This window comes from Novipirellula rosea (assembly GCF_039541335.1).
Classification (GTDB): domain Bacteria; phylum Planctomycetota; class Planctomycetia; order Pirellulales; family Pirellulaceae; genus Novipirellula; species Novipirellula rosea.
Window position 1 is genome coordinate 69,956 of sequence record NZ_BAABGA010000041.1, and the last position, 24,635, is coordinate 94,590.

General features: G+C 55.1%; 12 protein-coding genes. 7 read left to right on the forward strand and 5 right to left on the reverse strand.

Going from position 1 to position 24,635, the window contains the following annotated elements; translation table 11 throughout:
- Positions 1-273: 273 nt before the first annotated feature.
- On the forward strand, positions 274-2,859 hold the full coding sequence (locus tag ABD971_RS17225) for a bifunctional diguanylate cyclase/phosphodiesterase (RefSeq protein ID WP_345324079.1): 2,586 nt from the start codon (positions 274-276) through the stop codon (positions 2,857-2,859).
- Positions 2,860-2,943: 84 nt separating this feature from the next.
- Here the strand turns inward: ABD971_RS17225 and ABD971_RS17230 are convergent, their stop codons facing one another.
- The 3 genes from ABD971_RS17230 to ABD971_RS17240 all read right to left on the reverse strand — a co-directional run bounded on the left by ABD971_RS17230 (position 2,944) and on the right by ABD971_RS17240 (position 9,940).
- Positions 2,944-4,104: a hypothetical protein gene (locus tag ABD971_RS17230; protein ID WP_345324080.1), complete on the reverse strand. Its 1,161-nt coding sequence runs from the start codon at positions 4,102-4,104 to the stop codon at positions 2,944-2,946.
- Positions 4,105-4,413: 309 nt separating this feature from the next.
- On the reverse strand, positions 4,414-4,746 hold the full coding sequence (locus tag ABD971_RS17235) for an HU family DNA-binding protein (RefSeq protein WP_339943370.1): 333 nt from the start codon (positions 4,744-4,746) through the stop codon (positions 4,414-4,416).
- A gap of 388 nt (positions 4,747-5,134) precedes the next feature.
- Entirely contained in the window at positions 5,135-9,940 is a 4,806-nt protein-coding gene (locus ABD971_RS17240) for an Ig-like domain-containing protein (RefSeq protein WP_345324083.1), read from the reverse strand.
- A 555-nt stretch (positions 9,941-10,495) separates the two neighbouring features.
- Between ABD971_RS17240 and yidC the strand changes: the two genes are divergently transcribed.
- On the forward strand, positions 10,496-12,997 hold the full coding sequence (gene yidC / locus ABD971_RS17245) for a membrane protein insertase YidC (protein WP_345324085.1): 2,502 nt from the start codon (positions 10,496-10,498) through the stop codon (positions 12,995-12,997).
- 91 nt (positions 12,998-13,088) lie between these two features.
- On the opposite strand, the gene ABD971_RS17250 is transcribed toward yidC, so the two are convergent.
- Together ABD971_RS17250 and ABD971_RS17255 are read right to left on the reverse strand one after the other, a co-directional pair.
- The gene (locus ABD971_RS17250) at positions 13,089-14,351 is read right to left on the reverse strand and encodes a S1C family serine protease (RefSeq protein WP_345324137.1); all 1,263 of its coding nucleotides are present in this window, start codon (positions 14,349-14,351) and stop codon (positions 13,089-13,091) included.
- A gap of 398 nt (positions 14,352-14,749) precedes the next feature.
- Positions 14,750-15,163 carry a TraR/DksA family transcriptional regulator gene (locus ABD971_RS17255; RefSeq protein ID WP_339943376.1) on the reverse strand — a complete coding sequence of 138 codons (414 nt, stop codon included), beginning with the start codon at positions 15,161-15,163 and terminating at the stop codon, positions 14,750-14,752.
- 982 nt (positions 15,164-16,145) lie between these two features.
- Here ABD971_RS17255 and ABD971_RS17260 point away from each other — a divergent pair.
- The 5 genes from ABD971_RS17260 to ABD971_RS17280 all read left to right on the forward strand — a co-directional run bounded on the left by ABD971_RS17260 (position 16,146) and on the right by ABD971_RS17280 (position 24,579).
- Positions 16,146-20,609: an FHA domain-containing protein gene (locus ABD971_RS17260; RefSeq protein WP_345324088.1), complete on the forward strand. Its 4,464-nt coding sequence runs from the start codon at positions 16,146-16,148 to the stop codon at positions 20,607-20,609.
- Positions 20,606-20,860, forward strand: a complete 255-nt coding sequence (locus ABD971_RS17265) for a DUF202 domain-containing protein (protein ID WP_339943380.1) — start codon at positions 20,606-20,608, stop codon at positions 20,858-20,860. Before ABD971_RS17260 ends, ABD971_RS17265 begins: the two co-directional genes overlap by 4 nt.
- Positions 20,861-21,598: 738 nt before the next feature.
- Positions 21,599-22,672, forward strand: a complete 1,074-nt coding sequence (locus ABD971_RS17270; RefSeq protein WP_345324090.1) for a hypothetical protein — start codon at positions 21,599-21,601, stop codon at positions 22,670-22,672.
- A 359-nt stretch (positions 22,673-23,031) separates the two neighbouring features.
- A complete protein-coding gene (locus ABD971_RS17275; protein ID WP_345324092.1) occupies positions 23,032-23,517 on the forward strand; it encodes a hypothetical protein in 486 nt (161 codons plus the stop codon).
- A gap of 282 nt (positions 23,518-23,799) precedes the next feature.
- Positions 23,800-24,579 (forward strand): hypothetical protein, encoded by a 780-nt coding sequence (locus ABD971_RS17280; RefSeq protein ID WP_345324094.1) that lies wholly within the window; start codon positions 23,800-23,802, stop codon positions 24,577-24,579.
- Positions 24,580-24,635: the final 56 nt, after the last annotated feature.

Sequence of the window (24,635 nt, forward strand, 5' to 3'; positions counted from 1 at the left end):
TCCAGTGGCGAATTTGCCGCTGGCGGTGGGTCGGTTTGTTCGGTCTCTAACGCCTGCGCCATCCGCTCCGCTGAAGCTTCGGATTTCTGAAAAGCTGCATTCGCAGTTGCGTCTAAATTTTGTCGTACAGTTGTGACGGAACGTTTGTCGTTGGTGTCCGCAAGGGCGGCGCCCGCGTTCCGTATTCGTTCATGACATGATGTTGCGTTGTTGCCATTGCAAGTCATGCTGCCCGAACGAGACGTGCGTGCTGGCGGGGTAGGACTTGGCTGAATGAATCTGCGACTGAAAATATTGCTGTCCTTGATCGCGGTCTTTATTACCTATGTGGTGATTGACACCGCGATCCATCAATACGTGGTGATGCCACGTTTCGTCGCGCTCGAACAATTCCAAGCAACCAAAGATTTGCAGCGTTGCCACGCCAGCATCCAACGCGACGTCGATAATTTGCACCTGGTCCTGGACCTGCCAACCGATTGGGACTCGCTGCAAGATTACGTCGACCAGACGAAGGAATGTTTTCAGCGTCGCAGCCAGAGCCGACAATCGTATTCGGATCGTCATCTCGACATGTTTGCGGTTGTCAATCACGACGGCAAAGTCGTCTGGCAATCGATCCATCCGCCTGGCCACAAACAGCAATTCAGCCACCTAACGCAAGCCTCTGTTACGTCGTTTCCCAGTGACGATTGGACGTCTATGCATCCCGTTGTCGCGGCATCGCTTTCGGCATCGGCATCGGACGCGTCGGAAACACGCGGGGTCATCATCACCGAAGCAGGTCCAATGATCGTGCTGGCACGTCCTATCACCCGCGACGGGGACAATCACGTGGAAGGTGCGGTCGTGGTCGGTCGCTTCTTGGATCGGCAAGCGATTGCAGCGAAAGCGGAACAGACCGACGTTACTTTCCAAGTCGATGCGATTGATCCATTGACCATGGCCTCACACCGAATCGTGCCGGTGGCCATGCGTCAAGGTCCGGTGTCGATGCGTAAAGGGCAGGACCAGAGCAACGAGGTAGCAGCGGCACCGATCTCGATTCGCGAACTCGACGAAGAGAATCTCGTCGCGCAAGGGACGCTGTTTGACATCCAAGGCAATCCCGCGTTGTCGACGTATGCATTTGTCCGACGCAATATTTCGCAAGAAGGCCGGATCGCGATGCACTATGCGATTGGTTCGCTCGTCGCAGCCGCCTTTGTCGTGCTTTCGATCTTGTTGCTGTTGTTGCAGCAAATCGTGATCAATCCGCTGAACCAATTGTCGCAACACGCCACGCGGATGGGAGAGACCGGAAACTTTTCGGCTCGCTCGGAAATCAATCGCAATGACGAGTTTGGTGATTTGGCAACCAATATCGATACCATGGTCGGGCGTCTGAAACAGTTATGTAGTTCAAATCAGCAATTGCATGTCGAGATTCGCCAACGCAAATCAGCGGAATCCGAACTGCAGCATGCCGCGACCCATGATTCGCTGACCAATTTACCGAATCGGACGCATCTGAAGCAAATGCTTGAGTCGCGGTTCGCGAATCGTTCCTTTTGTGCGGGGAATTGCGATGCGCTGATTTTCTTGGATCTGGATAACTTCAAGATCATCAACGACAGCCTCGGACATGCCGTTGGCGACGAGTTGTTGGTTGCGATCGGCGAACGATTGCAAGCGGCGGTCGATGCCGTTTCACGCAGCTCGGAAACGCAAACCAAGAATTTGGTGGCGCGTCTTGGTGGCGACGAATTTGTGATCTTCCTTGGCAATGTCGCAAGCGAAGAGGTGGCGACCGAATTTGCCGAACAAATTCGCACCGACCTAATCGGCCGCTACACCGTCAGCGGCCACGAATTAACGCTCGGAACGAGCCTGGGGATCGCATTTTCAAACGATTCGGTGACCACGCCCGAAGAATTAATGCGAAACGCCGATCTGGCGATGTACCGCGCCAAATTCAGCGGAAAACAGTGTTTGGCGGTGTTTGACCACGCCATGCACGAATCGGTCCTGAAGCGACTCGAGCTCGAAGAAGCGCTGCGTACCGTGCTGAAAGACGGGGGACTGCGATTGGTCTACCAACCGATCTTCGATATCGAAACGGGAGTCATTGTCGGGTTGGAATCGCTTGTTCGCTGGGACCACGCAACCAAAGGTTTGATCAGCCCCGCCGAATTCGTGCCGGTTGCCGAAGAGATCGGTTTGATCGTGCCCATCGGTCGCTGGATCCTCGAAGAAGCATGTCGCACCATTCATCGGTTAAATGAAGCCCGCGGCGACGGTCCCCCCATCTCCATCGGGGTGAACGTTTCTAAACGACAACTCGCCGACGCTAATTTCGTGGATCTGCTAAAAGATGTCCTCGAAACCGAGAACGTTTCACCGAATCAGCTAAATCTCGAGATCACCGAATCGATGATCATGGATAGCCCTGAGCAAATCGTTGATTGTTTAAGCGAGATTCGCAACCTTGGCATCCGCTTGCACATGGATGACTTCGGTACCGGGCATTCATCGCTTAGCTGTTTACATCGATTCCCGATCGATGTGCTGAAGATCGATCGATCGTTTGTTTCGACGATGGAGGTCGGTGACGATTATGAATCGATCATTCATGCGATCATCACGTTGGCTCACAATCTGGATACCAAAGTGATTGCTGAAGGGATCGAGACCACGCGTCAATTGCAGCAACTGCGTGATCTGAAATGTGACTTCGGGCAAGGCTATTTGTATAGCAAGCCAGAACCGATCGAAGATTTGCAAGAATTGTTGTCGGCGATTGTCAACCGACCAAGACAAGATCCGCAGTTTGGTTTTGCCTCGATCGACTCGACCTTCTCGATGCTCGCCCCGCACTAGTGCGAGCGGCGAACTACCGAGCTTCCGAAGTGCCGATGGTCATCGGCGGCAAGACGATCGCGGGACGGAATTGGTTGTCCTGAGCTAAAACGCGGTTCGCGGGCGGCCCCAGCGAAGCGTGTCGTTGTTCTCTGCAGTTTGCTCTGCGGGCCGGTTCAAGGGTTCGGTGCTTGGTACCGAAGTCGTGAAACGTCGTGCGCCTTGAAACGCAGGTTCCATCGCCGTATAGGGTTGATGCTCGGCCGATGGACGATTCTGCTGCTCGAATGCGTTGACCGTCGTTGCACCCTGTGCTTGCGGTGCTACGGGTTGCAATGCCGGGGCCGGTTGCAACGCGTTGGCGTTGGCAACGGAGCTGAATTGGTCCCCGCCAGAACCGTACTGGGAATCCGAACCGTACTGGGAATCTGATCCATATTGTGACTGGGGGGCCACACCAGGTGCGTTGACGCTACGATCTCGTTCCGAGATCGGAATCGGCTGTGGATTGTATTGTGGACTGGTTTGGTACTCGGCCGGCGCTCGTTGCGGAGCCAAATTGAACCGGTTGCCATTGTCGACCGCAGGCGGATAGTAACCACGGCTCATTGTGTTTAGTGTGTTGCTTTGCATCGGGGCAGCGTAGGTGGCCGCCGGAGCCACGCTGTAGGGAGTCTTCGGGGCGCCTGTTAAATCGTGGACTTGCATTCCGTTAAAACGAACGCGAGGGACCGAGTCGACAGCTTCATATCCCGAGGCGGGATTACCGTTGTTTGGATTTGCAAACGTGCCCGAGACCGTATTGATTTGCGACCGGGTTTCTTGCCAGCTCGCGGTCGCCACGCCTGAGCCGATGGCTTGATCCCCGTAGGCATTGCCCGAGACTTGTGCGAGCTGTGGTGGTGCCGTGGGTTGCAACCCCGAGGGTTGTGAGGGATTTGACGAGAACGAATCAAACGGTTGAGCACCGAGAGACGACTGGAACGGTGCCACGTTGGTTTGCCCATAAGGAACGAATCCCGCAGGCGCCCCGTTAGGATTTTGGAATGAATTGTTGGGGGGTGGTGGCACTCGCGTGGAGGCTCCCAGTGGGCTGATTGCCGAACTGGCTCCCACGCCTCCGATCGGTGCAGGCGTAAGTCCAACCGGGGCCATGGGGCCGACTGGTGTGAGCGGTCCGCCCGCAGTCGGGCCAGTCGTTTGCCTGCAGCCAACGCTGGTTAACGCCAACGCAAACATGCAGGTTCCGAGGCAAAGTTGTCGCATGTCGAACACCGAGAGAATCGAAGGAAATTGGTTCTGACTTGGACCTTTAACAAAAATAAGAAAATTCACGAAATACCAATGCCGTGATTTTCTTGTCAGTAAATGCCGTCGCTGATCCGTCGATGGGGGGCATCGCATGCTGAGAAACAAAACGACGAGTCACAAAAAGAGGCTTTGTGAGGCAAACAGAGAAGTCGTTAAACGAAAAGAGCTGGCAACCAAATCGAAATCGTTGGCTGGCCAGCTGCTTCTATTTTGTTCGCCCCGCGACGGGGGCGATCGAAAAATCGTCAAAACCCAATTGGGTTTTTAGATCATTTCTTTCAGACCCTTCAAAGGACGGATCGAAAGCTTCTTGCTCGCTGGCTTAGGATTCAACCAAATTTCGCTGCCGTCGGCAGGGTTACGGCCTTTTCGCTTTGGCTTTGCAGGAACGTCCTTGAGGATGATTTTGCAAAGACCTGGGATTGCGAACTGGCCTGGGCCACCTTTGCTGATCGCTTTTTCGATTTCAGCGGTCAACGCGTCGAAGACGGCAGCAACGTCCTTCTTCGTCAATTCGGTCGCTTCAGAAATGTTAGCCAAAATCTGAGTCTTGGTCGGAGCCTTTTGTGGGGCTGCCTTGGGTGCGGCTTTAGCCATGTGCAACAACCTTCTTATCACAGGGTGAGAGTAGTCTGGGTTGAGCTTGATAGCTCGATGTTTTCAATAGGGCAAAGTGTTATGTCGGCCATGCCACTGACGCAACCCGGCTTTGCCCAAAAAAGCCCACGTTTTTCAGTGTTTTCTGCAATATGGTCGTTTTCAGACCCCAATCACGGCTGGAAACGGGGTTGCACAGGGGGGCCTAGCATCGGCCTCTGTGCTGTCAATGGTAAACTTTATTTTTCCGTAAAATACGCACTTTTACGGTTTTCGAGCTCCAGAACCGTTCCGAAACGCCAAATCGCAGCCGGCCGAAAGCGAAAACCGCCGCCGATTTCTTGACGAAATCGGCGGCGGAGAATGCCGGTTTACAGGTCCCAGTGGCCTACAGATCCGAGGCGATGGCCGCATCGATCGCTTGATCGCGGAGCGGATTTTCTGCCGAATCTTGTTCTGCGATCGCGTCACCCGATTTGGAAATCCGGGTTAACTCGGACGCGACTTGGCTCATCGCATCATCGACGGCGTCCACGTTCGCGGACACCGCGGACGAGCTCGCTAATTGAGAACGTAGCAGCGACTCGCCAACCCACGCGTCATCACCGCTGCTGACCCCGAGCGTCCCCGCGTCGGCTTGGGTGGCCGCTAGCGAAGAGGCACTGCTGTTCGACTCGACGAATTCGCCCTGAGCTGCACTTGAGGACGAGCCCGTGCCTGAGGATTCCGTGGTGCTGGACGCTGCGGCTGCCGTAGTCGTCTCTGGCGCGAATGTGACATCCTTCTCCTCGACGCTGATTCGGTACAGCTGCATTCCGCCCGACTGACCCAGCGGTTGCACCCGTCGATCCGCAGTCGTCGGCAACGTGGCCTTGACCTGCGACGTCGTCACCGAGCCGGTCGAGGATGTCGTGGTCTTGGTGCCGCTGATCGTCAGATTCTTGCTCGTTGAATCCAATGCAACCGTCGGATTGGTAATCGTCTTGACCGCCGATGTGGGGACAACCACCGCGTTCGTGCTGCCAGGTTCCACTGCAACTAACAACGACTGCTTCGGTGTCGATCCTAACCATTCACGGATCGTAATGAATTCAGGACGAAGGCGACCGAGCGAGATGTCGATGGTTGTGTCACCGTCCTCCGGCAAACTTGTGACCGTGATATTCTGAGCCGCCGATCCGTTGTCAAAGAACGGTAGTGAAGGAATTTGTAACTGGTACGTGCCCGGCAAAATGTCCTTAAACGAAGGCTTGTCACCGCTGAAGGACAACGGGATTTCAACGGCTGTGTTGGAGTCGTCGGTGCCCGTCAGTTTAATGCCGCTAATTTGGCTCGGATCCACGTCGGTCGCCAAGAAGTTCAGCAGCACGTCGCGTGGTACAAAGTCAAAGACTTCGACCGTGATCGTGCCGGTGCTGGTCAAACCGCTGCCGTCGTTGACTCGGTACGTAAACGTGTCGGTACCTTTGAACCCGGCCGCAGGCTTATAGAAAATAGTGCCGGTGGTGGCATCGATGCGAACGGTTCCGCCCGCCGTCGGAGTGCTGAGGTTCGAGAACGTCAACGTTTCACCACTGTCAACGTTCGCCGGCAATTCCGAGAGCGTGAAGATCGCCTTTTCGCTAGTGCCGTTATGTTGTTTGGCAACCGCACTGATGACCGGTGGTGCATCATTGACCGCGGTGACGGTGAAGGTAACGGTGCCGACGTCAATCCCGCCTCCGCTGTCACGGATGGTATAGGTCACCGTTTCGGTGCCGTTAAAATTGGCCGCGGGTTTGTAGAAGATCTGAGTGCCGTCGGCATTGACACGTGCAGCACCCCCTTTGTCGGCGGTGCCGACCGAAATGATCGTGAATGCCTGATTGTCCGCATCGCGGGTGTCATTGCTGAGCACATTGAACTGAGCTTCGGCGGCATCCTCGGTGATCGTGAATGCATCGTCGACTGCGGTTGGCGGTGGATCAGCCGATTTGACGATCAACGACACTGTCGCTTCGTCAGTGAGTGAACCGTCCGAAACCGTGTAAGTAAACGAATCGCTGCCGGTAAAGTTGGCTGGCGGCGTATAGAGAACCGATTGTCCATTCTGTGAAATGGTGACCGTTCCTCCCTTGGCGGTGGTTCCCTGGACCGCGGTGACCTTCAAGGTTTCGCCGGTGTCCGGCGTGATCAGATCGTTAAGTAAGACGTCCAGCGGAGTGGCGGTTGAACCTTGGTCCACGTCAAACGAGTCGTCGGTGGCGGTAGGAGGATCATTCACCGGAGTCACAGTGACAGTCACCGTGGCATCCTCTTGAATGCCTTGGTCGTCACGAACCCGGTAAGTGAATTCAAAGTCGCCGTTGAAGTTATTGTCTAGCAAAAAGGCGACTTTACCGTTCTGAACACTGACGGCGGCTCCACGCGAGGGTTGGGTCACTGAGACCAACGTTAACGTGCCATTGCCACTGATGACTTTGTCATTGGCCAAAACATCAATGGTGGTCGGCGCGGAATCTTCGGCGACCGTGATCTTGTCATCGGCGACCGTGAAGTTTTGCCCGATCGCAAGCTGCACGCTGCCATAGGCAACTGCATCGGTCGAAATACGGTTGTCGTTACCGTACAGCAAGACTTCGCTATCGGCCGCGTCGGCGGGTTCCGAGCGAATATTGACGGATCCGGTCGCTAACGCTTCCATGCGGATTGTCGCAATCAAACTGTCGGTCAATCCGCTGGGCGTCAAGCGATCGGTTGCGGCACCAAGTTCATCGATCAAACCGTCCGAGAATGTTCCTTTTTGCACCGTAGGGAATCGTTCACTAAACGTGATCGAGGTTCCAGGTTTCGGTTGGATGAGGGCGCTGTTAAACAAAATGTCGGCAAACGCCGCGAAGATTCCATCAAGATCCTCGCCGGTCCGAGCGTCGACGCCGATCATGTTCAAGTTGAATTCTTGGCCGACCTGAACTGCGGTAATCGGTTGGCCTTGCAGATCGGTGATCGTCAACTTGATCTCGGCAATTGGTTGGCCAGCGACATTGACGTTGAACGACTCGGTGCGAACGTTGCCTGCCGCATCGGTCAATTCAACCGTAAACGTGTTGTCGCCGGTTTGGGATGCCGTCGGTGTCCAAACGACTTCGCCAGTGGCCGCCACAATGGTCGCGCCGGCGGGTGCCGATGTCAACGTGTACGTCAATCCGTTGCCTTCTTCGCTGCTGATCAAGTCGGTGCGGAATTCGCGTCCCACGTTGCCTTGGGTAGCGGCGGTACCAACCACGCTGCCCGGAGCCTCGGTGTCGTAAACCACGTTGATGCCCGCAGTTCGTTCGCTCGTGACTCCATTGACGGTTTGCCGTGCCGCAATGTTATAGGTGCCGTCACCGAGCGCGGCGATGTTGTTGGTCGTGATCGTAATCGTCGTGCCCGTTGCCGACCCCACACCGATCACCGCGTTCGTCGCGGTGTTGACCAATTCCACGGTTGCACCCGAGGTGACTCCGGTGACCACAAACGACAACGTCCCCGCGTTGGTGATGTTGTCGGTGTTGCTTGCTCCCGTATCACGTGATGCACTCAGGTCGATGCCCGTTGGTGTGGCCACCGATTCGCCGCTGCCAAAGGTGAATGTCACCAATTGCGTGTCCATGTCACTTGATGAATTCCCCGTCACGCCAGTCCCAGGACGCACGCCGACCAAAACAGGAACGGTTCCCACGAAACCGGCTTTGGGCGTGACCGTGACCACGCCCGTGGTCGGATTGACTGTGGCGGTTGCTGCGTTGGCGTTTTGTGAGCTGGCGAAATACGTTACCGCATCACCTTCGACATCAACACTCGATAACGCAAGCGATGCAGCGGTTCCACCGGGGACCGACGCGGGATCGGTGATCTTGTTCAAAAATGGTTGGCTGTTCGAATTGTCTGCGACCACACTGACCGTGGTGGTTTCCGAAAACGTACGGCCTTGCGCATCGGTCACGGTATAGGTGACGTTGGTGGTGCCGGTGGCGTTGCCTTTGGCTTTCAGCATCACCACGGCATTTTCGTTGTCATCAAAGACGTCGACGCTGGTGATGCGAATGGCGGACGTTGGCTTGTCGCTGGCGTTGGTGGCATGTTCGCTGATCGCTTCGCGAACCTTTTCTCCTTCAACCAGTTGTCCGAAGACGCTGTGGTTAAAGTCGAGGAAACGCTGTGCACCCTCGGTGATAAAGAACTGAGAATCGTTGGTGTCGTCACCCGCTTTGGCGTAGGACAAAACACCCGAACCGGTGTGCATCAGGTCGGGATGGAAATCATCGTCAAAATCGCCGAGCGTCGAACCGCCCGATCCGGTCGCTGTCGGGTCGCCCCCCTGCAGTACGAAGTTGTCAATCACGCGGTGGAATTGAATGCCATCGTAAAAGTTTTGGTTGGCCAACGTGATGACTCGTCCGGTTGCGGTCGGCGCTCGGTCCTCGAACAACTCGAACACCATGTCGCCATAGCCTTCCATATCGATTCGAATCGACCGGTTCCCCGACAGCACGACCGCTTCTAATAACGCGGGATTCTGTACACTGACCGTGATCGTCAATGGGCCGCCATCGGGATCGTAGGCGTCGATGGGCACATGCAGCGGAGCCCCGATTTGGACCGTTTTGTTGCCGACCGGGGCAAACGTTGGCGTTTCACCTTGCGGGATCGCTACCCCGCTGCGAGCACTCAGCGTGGCAAGCGTTTGCACGCCAACGAGCCGCGTGCCATCGGGAAATTCCCAAGTCGGATAGCTGGTGATGCCTTCGTCGATCGCCAACTGCGATGGCGTGCGGTCAGGATTGGTGACCTCTACAAACGGCAAATCTTTGCCGCCGTCCTCGAATAACTGTTTCTGCTCGGTACAGGACGGACACCATTCGGCGCCGTACATGATCACGCCCGCGTCTTTTAGGTCTTTGGCAAATTGAACCAAGTCCGGCTTGGACTCCCCTTCGGCCGCTCGCGACACGCCTGCTGACTGGCTGCTTCCCGTCTGGGATGCAATGCTGCCGGTTTGAGAAGCCAAGGTATTGAACGTCTCGGCGCTGGCACCATCGGTTGACATCAATTCGACGTCACCGGCCATCAATTGCCGCTGTTCGAGCGATTCGAGCAGCAATCGGCCTCGTTTTGCCGAGACAGGAGTATCGTTTGCGGAACGGAAATGGGTCAAAAGTTCGCGAAGCATACCGCGACGTCCCTTTTGGGGTTGGTTTACGGCGCTGGAGCGGTTCTCGGTGGAATTCGAGTGGTTCTCGGAGTTGCGTCGCATCAGTTCTCTCAGGCGGCAAGTGCAAAAAAATAGCGGGCGGTCATGTCCAAGCAGGTCTGCAATCCGGCTGTCCATGGCCATTTATTGGGCCCATTCATCGGTTAAACGTCGACCACTTATAGTCGTTAAGACGAAAAAATTCGGTACAACCCGCAAGGTTTACCAAACCAGCTTTGTGGGGGGCGTGCTTCGTCTGTGGCTTTGTGTCAAACGGGATTTGCCTAGCAAGGCAGAAGTAATGAGGGGCTGTACTGTTTCAATAGGACGAAAAACTCGTCGCGATTGTTCCCATATTATCGAAGCGGGCTCGTTTTCGGCAAATTATTTGCCGGTCGTTCGTATTTTGCGTCCAGCCGCCGCAACCCATTCCCGCAAAACGTTTTCGTTCGCCTTCCCAAGATTTAAAAACACTGCCAGAATAGAGGGTTTACACACAAACTCTCGCGAATACCTCTCCCCCCACTTCCTCTTTTGCTGGCAATCACTGTGGAACGGCGTCTACTCACTTTCATTATCTACTCCACAGCGTTCTTGGCCATCTATATGTCGTTGCGGCATTGGGTGATGCCCCCGCCGCAACCGATCGCGAAAGATAAACAGCAGGTCGCCGCCCCGGTCGATGAAGACGTCCAGGACCAAGAGGAGGACGCGGACAGCGAGGCGGCCCAGTCCCGCAGCGACGCTGATGCGAGCGAGAACGCGGCCGACACCGACGCCGAGGATCGTGTCGTACCCGAGCGGCCGAAGACGCCCGAGTGGGTGACGCTTGGATCGATGGACCCCAAGGCGGGTTACTCGATGCTGGTCACGCTCAATAGTCGTGGGGGAGCGATCGAGCGGATCGAATTGGTCCAGCGCGAAGAGGGCAATGGCAAACTGAAGTATCGCCGCGTGGATGTCCGCAGCGGGTACATGGGCTACTTTGCCGCGACGACCGCCGAATCGGTCGACGGAGTGACGGTGAATGTCGTGGGGCCTGGAACCCCCGCTCAAGTCGCCGGACTGAAGGTAGGCGACATCATTACCAAAGTGAATGGCAAGGCAATTGTCCGCCGCAATGATATCGATATCGCATTGGCGAAAACCAAGCCAGGCGAATCGGTCAAAGTTGAACTGCTTCATCGCAGCAGCACATCGGCATCGAACGAGCCGGGCGAATCAGCAGAGGATTCGCTGACCCCGCAAACGATCACCGTCAAACTTAGCGAACACCCTCTGGATCTGATTCGTTTGGCCCGCGACGGCGGCGCAGACGAAGTGATTGGTAACGATTCGGAATTGTCCTGTTTGCTGACGTTAGCACAGGTCAATCGCAAAGGAATCATGGTCGGCGACCAGGCGATCAAAGGAATCACGGACCCCGCCACTCTCGTGTGGACCACCGAAAAGACGAACAAGTCGGCGGGCGATGCACTGGATGAAGTCGACGAGCTGAGCTTTCGTTTAGCGCTCAGCAGTGATGAGCTTGCAAAGGCTAAGGGGCAACCACTTGAACTGGTTCGCAGCTATCGTTTGGCCAAGGCGAGCTACGTGATCGACATGGGGATCGAGATTCAAAACAAGGGCGATCAGCCTCAAGACTTGGCGTATCGACTTCATGGACCCAACGGTTTGACGTTGGAAGGTTGGTGGTACAGCAACAAGATCAGCCCCAATTTCAGCGGAGCTGCGGCCCGCGATATCGTTTACACCAGTGTCGCGAATCGTCATGAATTGTTGAGTGGTTATGACCTGTTAAAGCTTGCGAAGAAGCAACCCGAGGACCCCGATCAATCGATCTACTCGCCGGATTCGGACGTCAGCACTCAGGCGTTGAAGTACGTGGCCGTGGATGCTCAGTACTTCGTGACCGCTTATCTTCCAGAAGCCGGAAAAAGGGCGTTTACCGATTTGCAACGTGTTTCGGCCGGGATTGTTGCTGACGCTGATGAAATTCCGCGTCACAAAGAACGCGCGGTCAACACGACGTTTTATCTGACCAGCAATGTCAGTACGGTCAAACCGGGCGAATCGTTGAAGCAGACGTTGCGTTTGTTTGCCGGTCCCAAAGACCCCGATGTGGTCGAGGAATACGGCTTGGGCGACACCATCTATTACGGATGGTTTTCTCCGTTCGCTCGTCTGTTGGCGGGATTGTTGCACGTCATCGGCGGAGTGATCGGCAACTATGCGATCGCGATTATCTTGTTGACCGTGTTGGTGCGGGGATTGATGTTCCCGCTTAGCCGCAAGGCCGCGATTAACGCTCAGCGGATGCAGGAGTTGGCACCAGAGCTGAAGAAGATCTCTGAAAAATACAAAGACGACATGGAAGGCCGCTTGAAGGCGCAGCGTGAATTGCAAGCGCGAGTTGGTTTCAACCCGATGGCCGGTTGCTTGCCGATGTTCTTGCAGTTGCCGATTTTTATCGGGTTGTACCGTGCCTTGTCGGTTGACATTGAACTACGACAAAAAGCGGTCTCGTCGGCGACAAGCTGGGCGTCCAATTTGGCGGGTCCCGATATGGCAGCGTATTGGGGCGATTGGATGTGGGATTATTTGTCGGGGCGTGGCACCGGTTGGCTCGGTCCCTATTTCAATATTTTGCCTGTGTTTGTGGTCGGGTTGTTCCTGTTGCAACAGAAATTGTTCATGCCGCCCGCAACGGATGAACAAACCGCGATGACTCAGAAAATGATGAACATCATGACGTTGATGATGGGATTGTTTTTCTTTCGTGTTCCCGCCGGGCTCTGTATCTACTTTATCACCAGTAGTTTGTGGGGGATTTGCGAGCGGATCTTGGTCAAGAAAACGTTGCCAGCCAAAAAGCACTTCGATCTGGGCGTTGTCGATGGGACCGCGGTTCCGACTGAGAAGAAGGACAAACCGTTGACGCTGGCTGATCGAATTCGCAACCAGGTCAACAAACCCGAAGAACCGATCGAACGCCCGAACAAACGCCGCCGTCCCGATCTAAAGAAGAAGCGTTAATCACCCGTCGGGCGTTTTTATAGCGGTGCGGCGCAAGCCGCCCGGTCGAAACCGAACGTCTTTCGTGACGCTGAATTGGCTTTCGCTGCGTCTAGTTCATGTCCGTCAACGTGACGGCGGTTCGGTACCGCTTGCCATCGCGGTAAATGATCATCGGGATATTCGAACCAATCGGCGTCAAGCCAACCCGAGCGACCAAGTGGTCATCGTTCTCCACCGGGCTGCCGTCAAATTCGACGATGATGTCGCCGCGTTGCAGGTGAGCGATCTCGGCGGGCGATCCGGGGCGAACGTTCTTCACCAACGCTCCGCCCTTTTCCCGGTAACCTGCTGCCGCAAGGTCCGCGACGGTAAAATCAGGATCCAGCGTGACGCCCAAGTAACCGCGGCGAAGTTGTCCGTTGCGAACCAGTTGATCGGCGACTTTGATCGCCATGTTCATCGGAATAGCAAACCCGATACCCTCGCTGCCGCCACTGCTGCTGGCGATTGCGGTGTTCAGTGCCACCACTTCGCCACGCAGGTTCAATAGCGGGCCACCGCTGTTGCCGGGGTTGATCGCCGCATCGGTTTGAAAGAAGTCTTGCAGATCGATGCGTTGTTCGCCGAGCGATAAATCGCGCCGTCCCTTGGCACTGAGGATGCCGAACGTGACCGAGTGACTGAGCCCAAAGGGGCTGCCGATCGCAATCACAAAATCACCGATCTCGGTCGAGTCGCTATCACCCAATCGCGCAGCAGGCAGGTCGATGCCGTTAACCTTCATCACAGCCACATCGGTGCTGGGGTCCGACAGGACTTTAACGGGATGAAATTCGCGACCGTCGCTGGTCCGTAGCAAAATCTGCTTTGGACTGGCGCTGACGATTACGTGCCGATTCGTCATGACCCACGTCTCATTATTGATTCGTAACACGACACCGGCCCCCGCCTCGTCATACGATTCGTTCTTCTCGGTTTTGTGGGCTTCGATGTGAATCACGCTGGGCTTCACCAACGTCGACACACGGCGAACCAGGTTCCCCAAACGGTCGAACATGCTGAATTCTTCAGCCAGTTCATCGAACAATCGTTCGCGTTGATCTTCGATCAACGGTTCCGTTGACTCGTCAAGCGATGGACGACGGACGCTGACTGAACGGCCTTCTTGATAGCCCGAATCCGATGGCGAGGCGGCATCGGAAGGGTAGGCTGAATCGCGATTCGAATAACGCGACTGGGTCGGCGCGCTATCGGTAACGGCGTACGAGGGCGACTTGGGGCTGAAGTCGATCGAGCGTTTGATGATCGTGGGGTTCTGTGCATATCCAACGGACGATATCCCGAGTGCCAATGCACACGCCACGCTCGCCATTAGCGACGTTCGTTGCGGCAACACTCGTCCACACAGCTGAGCGAGACGAAAACGACGATCGGCAACGGTTGGGGGTCGAACCGTCTCCGCAGCGGGATAAGAGGTTGGATTCATAGCGTCGTATTGGATTGGAAGGAGCCGATAATGGGTGAACGTCATCGCATGGAGAGGTGCCGACGTGATTGTATGCATCGACCTCGGGGGGGCGCGAGCTTTGTTCCTTCATTTGCTGGCATCCCTGTGCGCTTCATACGTCAGAACTAGTACTCTCGGCGCATTAAAAAACGGCCGAACATTCGTCCGGCCGTCTAAGGTTACAATCGGCAAATCCGGTAATCAAATTGTCACGACCGATACGGCCGGATCAATTTCAACCACCGCGACTTAATTTTGTCATGCTAGACCGAGTCGACTTCGGCATCTTCGAAGACACGGTTCCAACTGACCGCACCTGCCGTGCCGCTGGACATTTCGGATTTGCGGCGGCATGCGATGCATTCGGTTGCGTAAGGAATCGCGCGAAGCCGGGTCAACGGAATCGGTTTGCCGCAATCGACACAATCCCCATATCCGCCTTGTTCCATTCGAACGATCGCCTCTTCGATAGCGCTCAACTCGCGGCTCTCGACTTCCAACAGCTGGCTGTTCAGCTCGTCTTGCATCGTGTCGGCTGCGGCGTCAAGCACGTCGCCGGTCTTCTGTTGATGCAGCTCTTGCAACAAGCTCAAATCGCCCGCCAATGCTCGACTTAATGCGTCGCGGCGACGGATAAGATTTTCTCGGAGCTTTAATAACGCGTCTTTTCGTGGCATCTTCGTAACCTCGCTCTATAGGATCGATGCCTCCAAAAAGTGGATGCACCGTATTGGCTAACCCCAAACTCGCTAATCAATGCTGCTGCTACTCATTCTCGCTTGCAATTTCTCGCTCGCACCCATTCGCTCAAACTCATCCGCTCGAACTCTCTCGCCTGCGCTTCGGCCGGACGCCGTAATGACGCCGCTCGTTTTGCGGTAGCGCCAAAACCGTTGTTTCACCTTCGCTGCTGGTCCTTGCCGCTCACTGCTGTCCTGTAACGAACCCGTCTAATAAGTAGTGCTGTATTGCGTTCAGTAGTGCAGTGGGTGGCATAGGATACCCACAAATGGACCGGATAACGACGCCGTCGATTACAAAATAATGGCAACTGAGTGGTTCAACCCGCCTTTACGCATATCTCGTTCCGAAGGTTCAGCGAATTATCGAGTCCGTCCTTAGTTCGCCCCAATCATAGGAAGCTTGGCCAAATTGTCTTCCTCCCGATTTCGATTTCCTAGCATTTTCATCCTTGACTCGCCTTTCAGGTCGCGATTGAAGCGGTTTTAGCGGCGTCGGCCCCCCCGCTAGAATTTTCGTTTCGTAGGACATTTGCGATCCAAGAGAGCTTCGAGCGGTGCTGCAGAAATAAGCAAATCGCAGCTGGCTGCCAATATGGCGGGCACTTAAGCCATTGAGTGGTCGTTCAGGCCATTTTGTGGGGAATTGAGCCCGTCTGTGGGGACTGAAGCAGATAATCGACAAAATTGGCATCGTCGTCACGATTAGATTAACCGTAATAAGTCCTCACATCCGAAGAAGATACAGTGCAAACCTAAAGCAACAGGGGAAGACCCACGCGCCGTGTTTGCCAGCAATTGCGAACTGATCCCACTCTCCATGCGGTTTGAACCATCCATCAGAATGGCAAGCCTGTGGGAGGGGGCACTTTGGGATTGCGAACCACTAGCTAATACCACGATGCAAGGGACATGAACGGTGAATTCCGATCACACGAGCGATACAGCTCCCTTTCCAAACGACGACTACGCTTTTGGTTCTTTGGTAGAAGAATCGTCCATTGCGTCTCACTCGGATCCCGCGAAGCCTCGCGATGCGTCTTCGTTGTTCCGTTCGCAACAGACGATCGAGGACCAGTTGGCCTTTCCCTACGAAACACTTGATGTCAGCTCGGGCCAAGTTCCCTCGCTGGCCGCTTCGGGGACGAGTTTGCTGAGCAAGCCGGACGAAACCGAGGCGATGGAATTCCGCGTGATCACCGCCGGTTCGCCGGTTCGCCGACTGCGTTTGACCGGCAACCGCTACACGTTCGGCAGCGCCCATGGTTGCTCGGTGCAGCTCGGTGACCGATCGCTGCGTCCGATGCACGCGGTGCTGATTCGCGATGCCAACCAGATCCTCGTTCGTGCCTACTCGGTGCCAATCGAAGTCAACAACACGCGAACGACCGAAGCGAAGCTGAGTGTCGGCGATGTGATGCGGCTGGGCAACTATCAATTCGAGTTGCTTGCGTCGACCAAGACCAGCACACAATCGATCACGTCGGATCGCTTCCAAAACCGCAGCGTGACGACATCGATCGCATCGTTGGCAGACCGCACCGGCAATACGCGAGACGTCGCCCATCTGGGGCAGCTCGACAGCACCATTGCCGCTGGCGTGTACCCGTCATCTCGACCGCCATCGCCATTGGGGATGACTGCGGCTCCGTCGACGCCTCGTCGCGACTTTGCCCCCAACGTGCCGATGGCCGAAGACGCGGCCTGGCGTGAACAACTGCGTCGCGAAGTTCAGCAGTGGCGAAAACGTCAAGAGGAATGCGAGCGTCGTGAATCCCATTGTTCGCAACGTGAACACGAACTCCGTGGCCGGGAAACCGAACTGTGGACTCGCGCCGAAGATCTCTACAAACGCGAAGCACGATTGCTTTCCGAAGAGTCCAATTCGCGAACGATTCAGACTAAGTACGAGCAAAAGAAAGCCGAGGTCGCGCGGCTGCTCGAGGAAAACGAATCGAATCAGCGAATGTTGGCCAAGCGTGAGGTCGAATTCCAGAGTCTGGAGGAAAATTACCGTCGCCAAGTCGAGGAAGCCGCTCGGCAATTGACTCAGTCGCAACAGCAAGCGAAGGCGGCGACCGATGCGATTCATCGCATGCGTGAGCAGTTCAACAAGCTGAACGAACAGCTCGAAACGCTATCGGCAAACCAAGAGGTGCTGACTCGCGAAGAGGTGCAAAATCGCGAGGAGCATCGCCGCATTCAACGCGAACTCGAAGAATCTCGTGACGAAGCGATTCAAGAACGCGTTAAAAGTGAATCACGCCGCGCTGATGCAGAAGCTCGCTTGGCGGAAATCACCAGCGAACTTGACGCGATTCGTAGCCAACGTGAATCCGAACGACGCATCGTGGCCGAAAGCGAAGTCGTCGCTCAGCAGCTGCGAGATCAAATCGAAGAGTTGCAGGAAACGGTGGTTCGCGCCAGTGCAGAATCGTCGGAACTCCGCAGCAACTATGGCGAAGCTCGCGAAACAATTCAGCAACTCGAGACGTTGCTCGCCGAAAACGGTGAACGCCACGAAGCAGATCGCAACAGCTGGTTGGCCGAAGCCGAACAGTTGCACCAATCGGTCGAAGCGTTGTCAGTCGAACTGGCCAACGCGCACCGCGAATTGTCGGAACTGCGTGACGTCAACAACGAAGTGACGCACCGGATCGACGAAATGACAAAGCAACGCGATCAAGCCCTTGCCGAAATTCAAGTGCGTCCCACCTCCGAAGCGTTCGATTTGGTGTCTGCCGAATTGGGAGCCACCACCGAACAGCTCAGCCGTATGCGGGCGCAATACGAAGAAGCGATTGCGGAACTGCAAGACGCGTTCGTTGACCGCCCCGTGCTGGATCACGATACGCCCTCGAGCACGTCGTCGACGCTGTCGCCCTACCCCGCACTGGATTTGGACTCCCTCAGTCCTGAGCACCCCCTCAGTCCTGAAGACGCCAGCAGTTCAGAATTTCTCGGCAGCCCGGAGGAGCCCAGCGGCCTGGTCGATGTTTCGTCGCCGTCCGAGTGGAGTGACGCAGTTGGATCAAGTGAGTCCGCGATCGAAATGGACTCTGCGATCGAATTAAACTCTGCGATCGAGCGGGACGTGCCACAGGATGGCGAGCTTGCCGAGTCCACCGATGCTGAATCGACAGCCAACGAATCCACCGCGGATAGTTGGGTCGACCATGATGCGGTCGGTTTCCAAGCGGGTGAAGAGCCGACGTTTGCCAATCAAGACGAAGCCGATTCGGTTTCGCTGTCGGCTTATGAACAGGACAACGAGGCTTGGCCGACCTATGAAACGCCGTCGCTGCAAAGTCACGAGCAGTCCGTTGCACCCGGCGAGCAAGCTCAGTGGATGATGGAAGAGTCTGCGGACATCGCCGAATCGTGCTCGCATGAGAGCGATGATGTGGCGGAGATTTCCAACGTCGACGACGATTCCTCGGCCGAAGAGGTGACCTCGAGTGCTTGGGGCACCCCGTCCGAATTGCGGAGCGAAGAGCCGATCGGCGAAGGGGCTATTCGTGACGTGGAACTCAATGAGGATGTCACAGATTCCGATTCCGATGCGGCTTCATCGGTAAGCTGGGCGGCTCCTTCGCAATCGATTGATGATTCGACCACCGTCGACGAACCCGAGCTACATCAGTCGTATGAGGATCATGACGAAGAAGAGACCGACGTTTCGGTCAGTGTTTGGAACACGCCCTCGCAATTGATCGAAGAGTCGGCGGAACAAGACGATTCGCAGCTGAATGCGTCGTACGACGAAAGCGATGACGATGACGCCAACGTCTCGGTCAGCACTTGGAATACACCTTCCCAGTTGCTTGATGAAGTCGCTGCGGCGGATACCGAGTCCGCAGAGGGCGAGTCCGCACAGGACGATGACGCTGTCGCGATGGAAGGCGAGGTCGCCGACGAGACAACAGACTCCGAGAATATTTGGTCCTCGCAGTACAGTGGGTACCAGCGTGATGATTCGCCAGAGTGCGAAGAATCGCAGGAATACAGTGAATCGCGGGAATACAGTGAATCGCGCGAATACAGTGACGCCGCAGATGAAATGGAGTCCCACGAGGACATCGAAGCGGTTTCGCAGTCCCAATCGCTCGACAGCGATGGCGACGATCCCTATGCCTCGATGGGATCGCTGGCGAGTCAGTTGATCCAAGACATCGAAGCGGATAACGCATCGTACGAATCACAGCCTTGGGATAACGTCGATGCCGTGGTCGACACGGACGAATCGAACGACGGGCATGAATCACTCGGCGAACATGAATCCCACGACGAGCATGAATCACTTGACGCGGTCGGGGCATCCGATGCGGTCGAAGCGACTTCGATGTTCAGCGAAGCCGAAGCATTGGATCGTGATTTGCAATCGGATGTGGTTGACCCGCATGCCGAGCAAGAAGTGGACTCCAAGGTGGTCGAGCACACCAGTGCTTGGTCGTATAGCGATTCCCAAGACGCGGTGCTCGACGAAGCCAGCGTGGATGAAGCGATGGTGGGCGAAGCCGCAGTCGACGACGCCGAAGCGGATGCCTACTCCAGTGAGCGGCTCGAAGAGCTTACGTCGATTGACGATGCGGAAGACAGTACCCCGGAAGACTGTGACGCGGATGCGGATGACGATTACCAAGACGAACCGGCCGTCGCAGAAGATGCCACGGTGATGTCCAGCGAAACGGTGGTCGCCGACGGGCAACAAGCGGCCGCGCAAGACGAGGACGAGGATTCCATCGAAGCCTATATGAACCGCTTGTTGAAACGGGTTCAGGGCGAATCGACACAGCCAAGCGAAACGGGCACGGTCAGCAAGACGACCAAAACATCGACATCGGTATCGGACACCAGTTCGGCTGCAGTGGCGACCGCACTCGGAACCACCACGGTCGCTTCGACGACGGTTGATGCCGACGAGTCGACTTACATTGACCCCGATGAGCCGATGGTGCCGCGTTCGCAGGCCCCTGAGAAAACAAGCAATCTGTCGGCGATGCGAGAATTGGCCAACCAGTCGGCTCGCAATGCGATTTCGCGGAGCACTCGAGTGCAAACGCGAGATACGCAGATCAAAGCGATGTCAAAGTTCGCTCAAACCGGAGTGGCGATCCTGTGTGCAGTGGCCATGATCATGTTCACGACTTGGTCGCTCCGCTACATCGCTGCCATCGCGATTGTGGTGATCGGATTTGTCTGTTTCAACGAGGGGATCGTATTGCTCAACGAAGCAAGGAAGCGAATGCAAGCGATCGAAGAGGATGCGGCTCGTGAAGAGGAAAAGACGGAACCCAGCGAAGAAGAGTTGAAGGAGCAGGCTGAAATGGCGGCCAAGCTCGAAGCCAAGCTGGATCTTGCCGTCAAGTCAAAGAAGTCATGAGTGAGCACCAAGAAGTCTCGAGTGAGGACTTGAATTTGATTCGCACTGACCTCGCCAACGAACGCACGTTACTGGCTTATGGGCGAACCGCCTTGATGGTCGCGGGAACCGGAGTATCGATCCTGCAGTTCTTTTCCGTCACACTCATCTATCACATCATCGCATGGCCGCTGATTGTGATCGGATTCGTGATCGGCATGATCGGCGCCGTCCGTTTCACCAAGTTGAATCGCCGACTTCATTCCGAGTAAGTTCCCCGACCTTCTCGCTCGTCTGACGGACCAAATTCATCTCCCCAAATGCGCTGTTTTGGGGGCGGTCGGGTGAACATGTTTGCATCAGGTTTTGGTAAGACGCCTCGAATCGAGCGCGGTTGATCATCGGCAATGCCGATTGCTACACGTAAGGACGGTTGTGAACGGGGGCCAAGGTCAGGACTGTCCTTGCGAGATGATCTAGGGGCCGGGAGTTAATCGGTTGCTGTGAGAAAATGGCAAAACCTTCTTGGTAAAAAGATTTGAATAATGTTCGTGGACTGACATCCGGGGCTGTTGGCATATCGACGGATTGCGACTGGTTGCTGTCGGCCTGTCTTTTGATCTTTATGTTGCATCAATCTTCCTACCTCCATTTTCCTACCAATCTTATTGCTCGAGCGTGAGCGGCGCGTTGCACGGGGGTGAGCCAATTAATCTCGCGTTAACGTGACCACGATTCACGCTGATTTGCGGGCACCATTTAAGCTGCGAGAGTGGGCGGCGAATCTGCATGAATACCCGTGCCTGTGGTCGGGGACAATGGCAGAGTGAGGATCGACCTAAATACCCAATGAAGAAATCGATGGCAAACTGTGTACAAAAAGCGTATTCTAACATCGGAGAAGCAACGTTCTAAACGCCCGAGGAACGAGTGGGGCGGTTTCTCCCCGGCTTGCAATTCGTTTGCTGCCGCCCGCTGATCCAGTTGTTTTTTAAGGGTGAAGCTCAGCGATGACTGTGACTGAGTTCGTGACGACCGTTCTTGCGTCCGCCAGCGTGAGCGCCGCGTTGTCAGCTTCTTTGGTTTGGCTGGCCAAGAGTTGGATTGGCGAAAGAATCAAGGGAGCGATCCAACACGAGTACAGTGAAAAGCTGGAGTCGTACAAGGCTAAACTTGATGTCGCACGTGCTCGCGACATTGAACAATTGAAGTCGGAGTTCGGCGAGAACTCGGCAGAACGCAACGCACGCCGTGATTACGAGTATGACGCAAGGAAGAAACTTTATGCTGAATACGAGCCACTGCTGTTTCAGTTGATCGAGCAATCAGAGAACGCGTATTACCGAGTCCTAAGTCTGGCTCGAACGGCACGCGAGGGCGACCTCTCACCCGAGGGAGGTGGATGGTTGAAACGTCCTGGATACTACATGCGTTCGACGATTTACAAGTTACTGGCTCCCATTGCATTGTTCAAGATTATCCAGCGTAACCTCACGTTCGTTGACCTTTCAGTTGATCCGGGGATTTCGGCGAATTACACGCTTGCGAAGGCCTTGTATTTAACGTTTACATGTGACTTTGAGCTGGCAGGGCTTTCGCCTGCAATAAAATATGAACCGCATGCAGCAAACGCGAAGAGTTGCAAAAATGAGAACCCGCGACAATTTTGGCGTCAAGGAATTCCGCTGGGATGTCTGGACAACGTGCTACACGATTGCATGCTGACGAAAGGTCAGCCATTAGAACTTCGGACATTTGGTGACTTTGAACGGGTCGTTGAGGATTTGACCAGGGATGAAGGGTGGCACGACGTTTGTTTGTTTTTTGAGGTATTTGAAAACTTTCATCCGCTTACACGGCCTGTCTTGTGGCGTCTTCTTGTTACTCAGGCTCATATTCACCGTTTGCTTATTGGCCGCGTGGGCGCACGTTCCGACTCACCACTCGACGAAATCCTGTCCAATCTCTCATTGCCACCTTCCGAACACCCCAAGTTCTATTGGGGTGAATCTGCAACCAACGATCCATTTGATGTTGCAACTTCGTTCCTCCGGGAATACACGCAGGACTTTAAGGTTAATTAGGGAGGATCCAAACAACCCTCCGCTGTGAGGACGCGTTGGAGTCCGCGACAAACGCCTGCCCCTCACACGCTGGACCGGTTAAAGTCCTCCTCTGCACCAACGCCCGTCAATCCGTAAATGGCAAGGCGTCGCGCAGTCTCGTTTTGCCGCACAAAGTGTCTTATTGAAGGATATAGGAGCGTTCGCCATTCGCTTCAAGGTTCGGCTATCTTGGGATCTGAGAATCTTTTGGAAAGGAATTTGAATCTTTTTTAGACAAATTCCGTTGCCGGCTGCATCTATTCAGTGGTTGAGTTGACTTGTCCCAGGCAAGTCTTCGTTGATTGAGATCTATTTCCATTGTGTTTAGGAGCGGGACGATGAATCGTTTTGGTTTTGCGTTATCAGGGACCGCAGTATTTGTTGCAGCCGCTCTTTTTGCTTGCTCGTCAACGAGCGTCGTTAAGGCGGAGGGCACCGTTGCTACCGCATACGCGCCAAGCGACACATTGGTAGGTACTTGGCGAATGAGCAAATCTGCGATCGCCGACTCGAATCGTGGGGCTGCTGACGGCATCAATACGCGGCTCAAAATCTACAATGACACGCATTGGTGCTTGGTGCAGCCAGATCCCGACAGCGGGAAGATAGTTTTCGTGCACGGCGGCACCTACAAATTCGACGGAACTTTCTTGGAGGAAAAAGTTGAGTTTGCAGGAGAAGATACAACTGATCTGATTGGACAAACGATCAAGTTTCGGATTGTTTTTTCGAAGCGATCGCACGAGCAAATTTCAGCGGACGGAGTGCTCAGTGAGACCTGGAAGCGAGTTGGGAAACCTGAAAACGGCAACCGTATTCAATGAGGTTGCGATCTGGTCTCTCCGTTTTCATTTTTCGTCCGAAACAGGCTGCCGCTCGCTTGATTGGCTTTTCCAGCCGCGTTCTGCCTTTTTCGTTTGCGGCCGAGCCGGCATCAAGGTCGGACACGCTTGAAAAATGCCTCGAAAAGTTGCCTCGTAGCTGCGGAATTGGCTAGAATCCTCTTTAGGATTCGTCGCGGCATGATTCCATCCATTTGGAATGTCGGCGGTCGCGTCAGAGAAAACGGTCAGGATGGCATTTGAATCTTCTTCGAGGGCAGTGTCATGGGATTTTCTATTCGCTTGATTGCGATCTCCGTCCTAATGCTTGCGATCCCAACCGACGTTTTCGCGGATGGACCAAATCGGATTTCGATACGAGTTGTTGACGAACAAGGAGAGCCAGTCGCGGACGCATCAGTGGTCGCTCGCTATCAGCAGATCATTCATCAGAACGGAAAAGAGTTTCGGGTACCGATGGAACTGGCGGCGCCGCAAACGACGAACGCCGATGGCCGCTGCGAATTGTTGCTCTACGACGTTTCCTGGACACTGGCGGCAGTACATGCACTTCGTGCCGAGTTGAAGACCGAAGAGATCATGGAAATGGTTGACGATGCTCCCACGGATCCGCTGGCACGAGAAGAGTTCTTGCGGGCGTTATACGAGCGTGGTCGGCGTTTTAGTTCGGCTTACCACTTGCTCACTCTGGAAGCGAAGGGCGAGCCGCTGATCACTTTGCAAATGGCAAAGGCGATCAAAGTTACCGGTCGCGTTCAGGTCAACGGAAAACCGCTGGCGAAGGCATTTGTCACGATCGGTTCGCAGCCAACTGCGATTGACCAATTGTACTCGCGGTGGGCTCCGGAGCTGACCGACCACGAGGGCAAATTTGCATACTATTCGGTTCCGGGGGACCTGGACCGTGCACGAATTGTTGTTGAACGTGCGGACGGGAATCGCTTTCTTAACCTCAATGACATTCGCTCCAAAACCACCTCGGCCGGTCTGGATTTTCAATTCGACACGAAGGCGAAAGACTTTACGCGCGAGGGTAAGCTGTAGTTCGGTCCCTCGCGTCGATGGCTGCATGCTGTCCCCGGCCGATTTTGTCACAACCC

Excerpts from the sequence above, each read along its gene's own strand:
- ABD971_RS17280 (WP_345324094.1), top strand. The coding sequence starts at position 23,800 with ATGGGATTTTCTATTCGCTTGATTGCGATCTCCGTCCTAATGCTTGCG.
- ABD971_RS17275 (WP_345324092.1), top strand. The coding sequence starts at position 23,032 with ATGAATCGTTTTGGTTTTGCGTTATCAGGGACCGCAGTATTTGTTGCA.
- ABD971_RS17235 (WP_339943370.1), bottom strand. The coding sequence starts at position 4,746 with ATGGCTAAAGCCGCACCCAAGGCAGCCCCACAAAAGGCTCCGACCAAG.
- ABD971_RS17225 (WP_345324079.1), top strand. The coding sequence starts at position 274 with ATGAATCTGCGACTGAAAATATTGCTGTCCTTGATCGCGGTCTTTATT.
- ABD971_RS17270 (WP_345324090.1), top strand. The coding sequence starts at position 21,599 with ATGACTGTGACTGAGTTCGTGACGACCGTTCTTGCGTCCGCCAGCGTG.
- ABD971_RS17265 (WP_339943380.1), top strand. The coding sequence starts at position 20,606 with ATGAGTGAGCACCAAGAAGTCTCGAGTGAGGACTTGAATTTGATTCGC.
- ABD971_RS17255 (WP_339943376.1), bottom strand. The coding sequence starts at position 15,163 with ATGCCACGAAAAGACGCGTTATTAAAGCTCCGAGAAAATCTTATCCGT.
- ABD971_RS17230 (WP_345324080.1), bottom strand. The coding sequence starts at position 4,104 with ATGCGACAACTTTGCCTCGGAACCTGCATGTTTGCGTTGGCGTTAACC.
- ABD971_RS17240 (WP_345324083.1), bottom strand. The coding sequence starts at position 9,940 with ATGCTTCGCGAACTTTTGACCCATTTCCGTTCCGCAAACGATACTCCT.
- ABD971_RS17250 (WP_345324137.1), bottom strand. The coding sequence starts at position 14,351 with ATGGCGAGCGTGGCGTGTGCATTGGCACTCGGGATATCGTCCGTTGGA.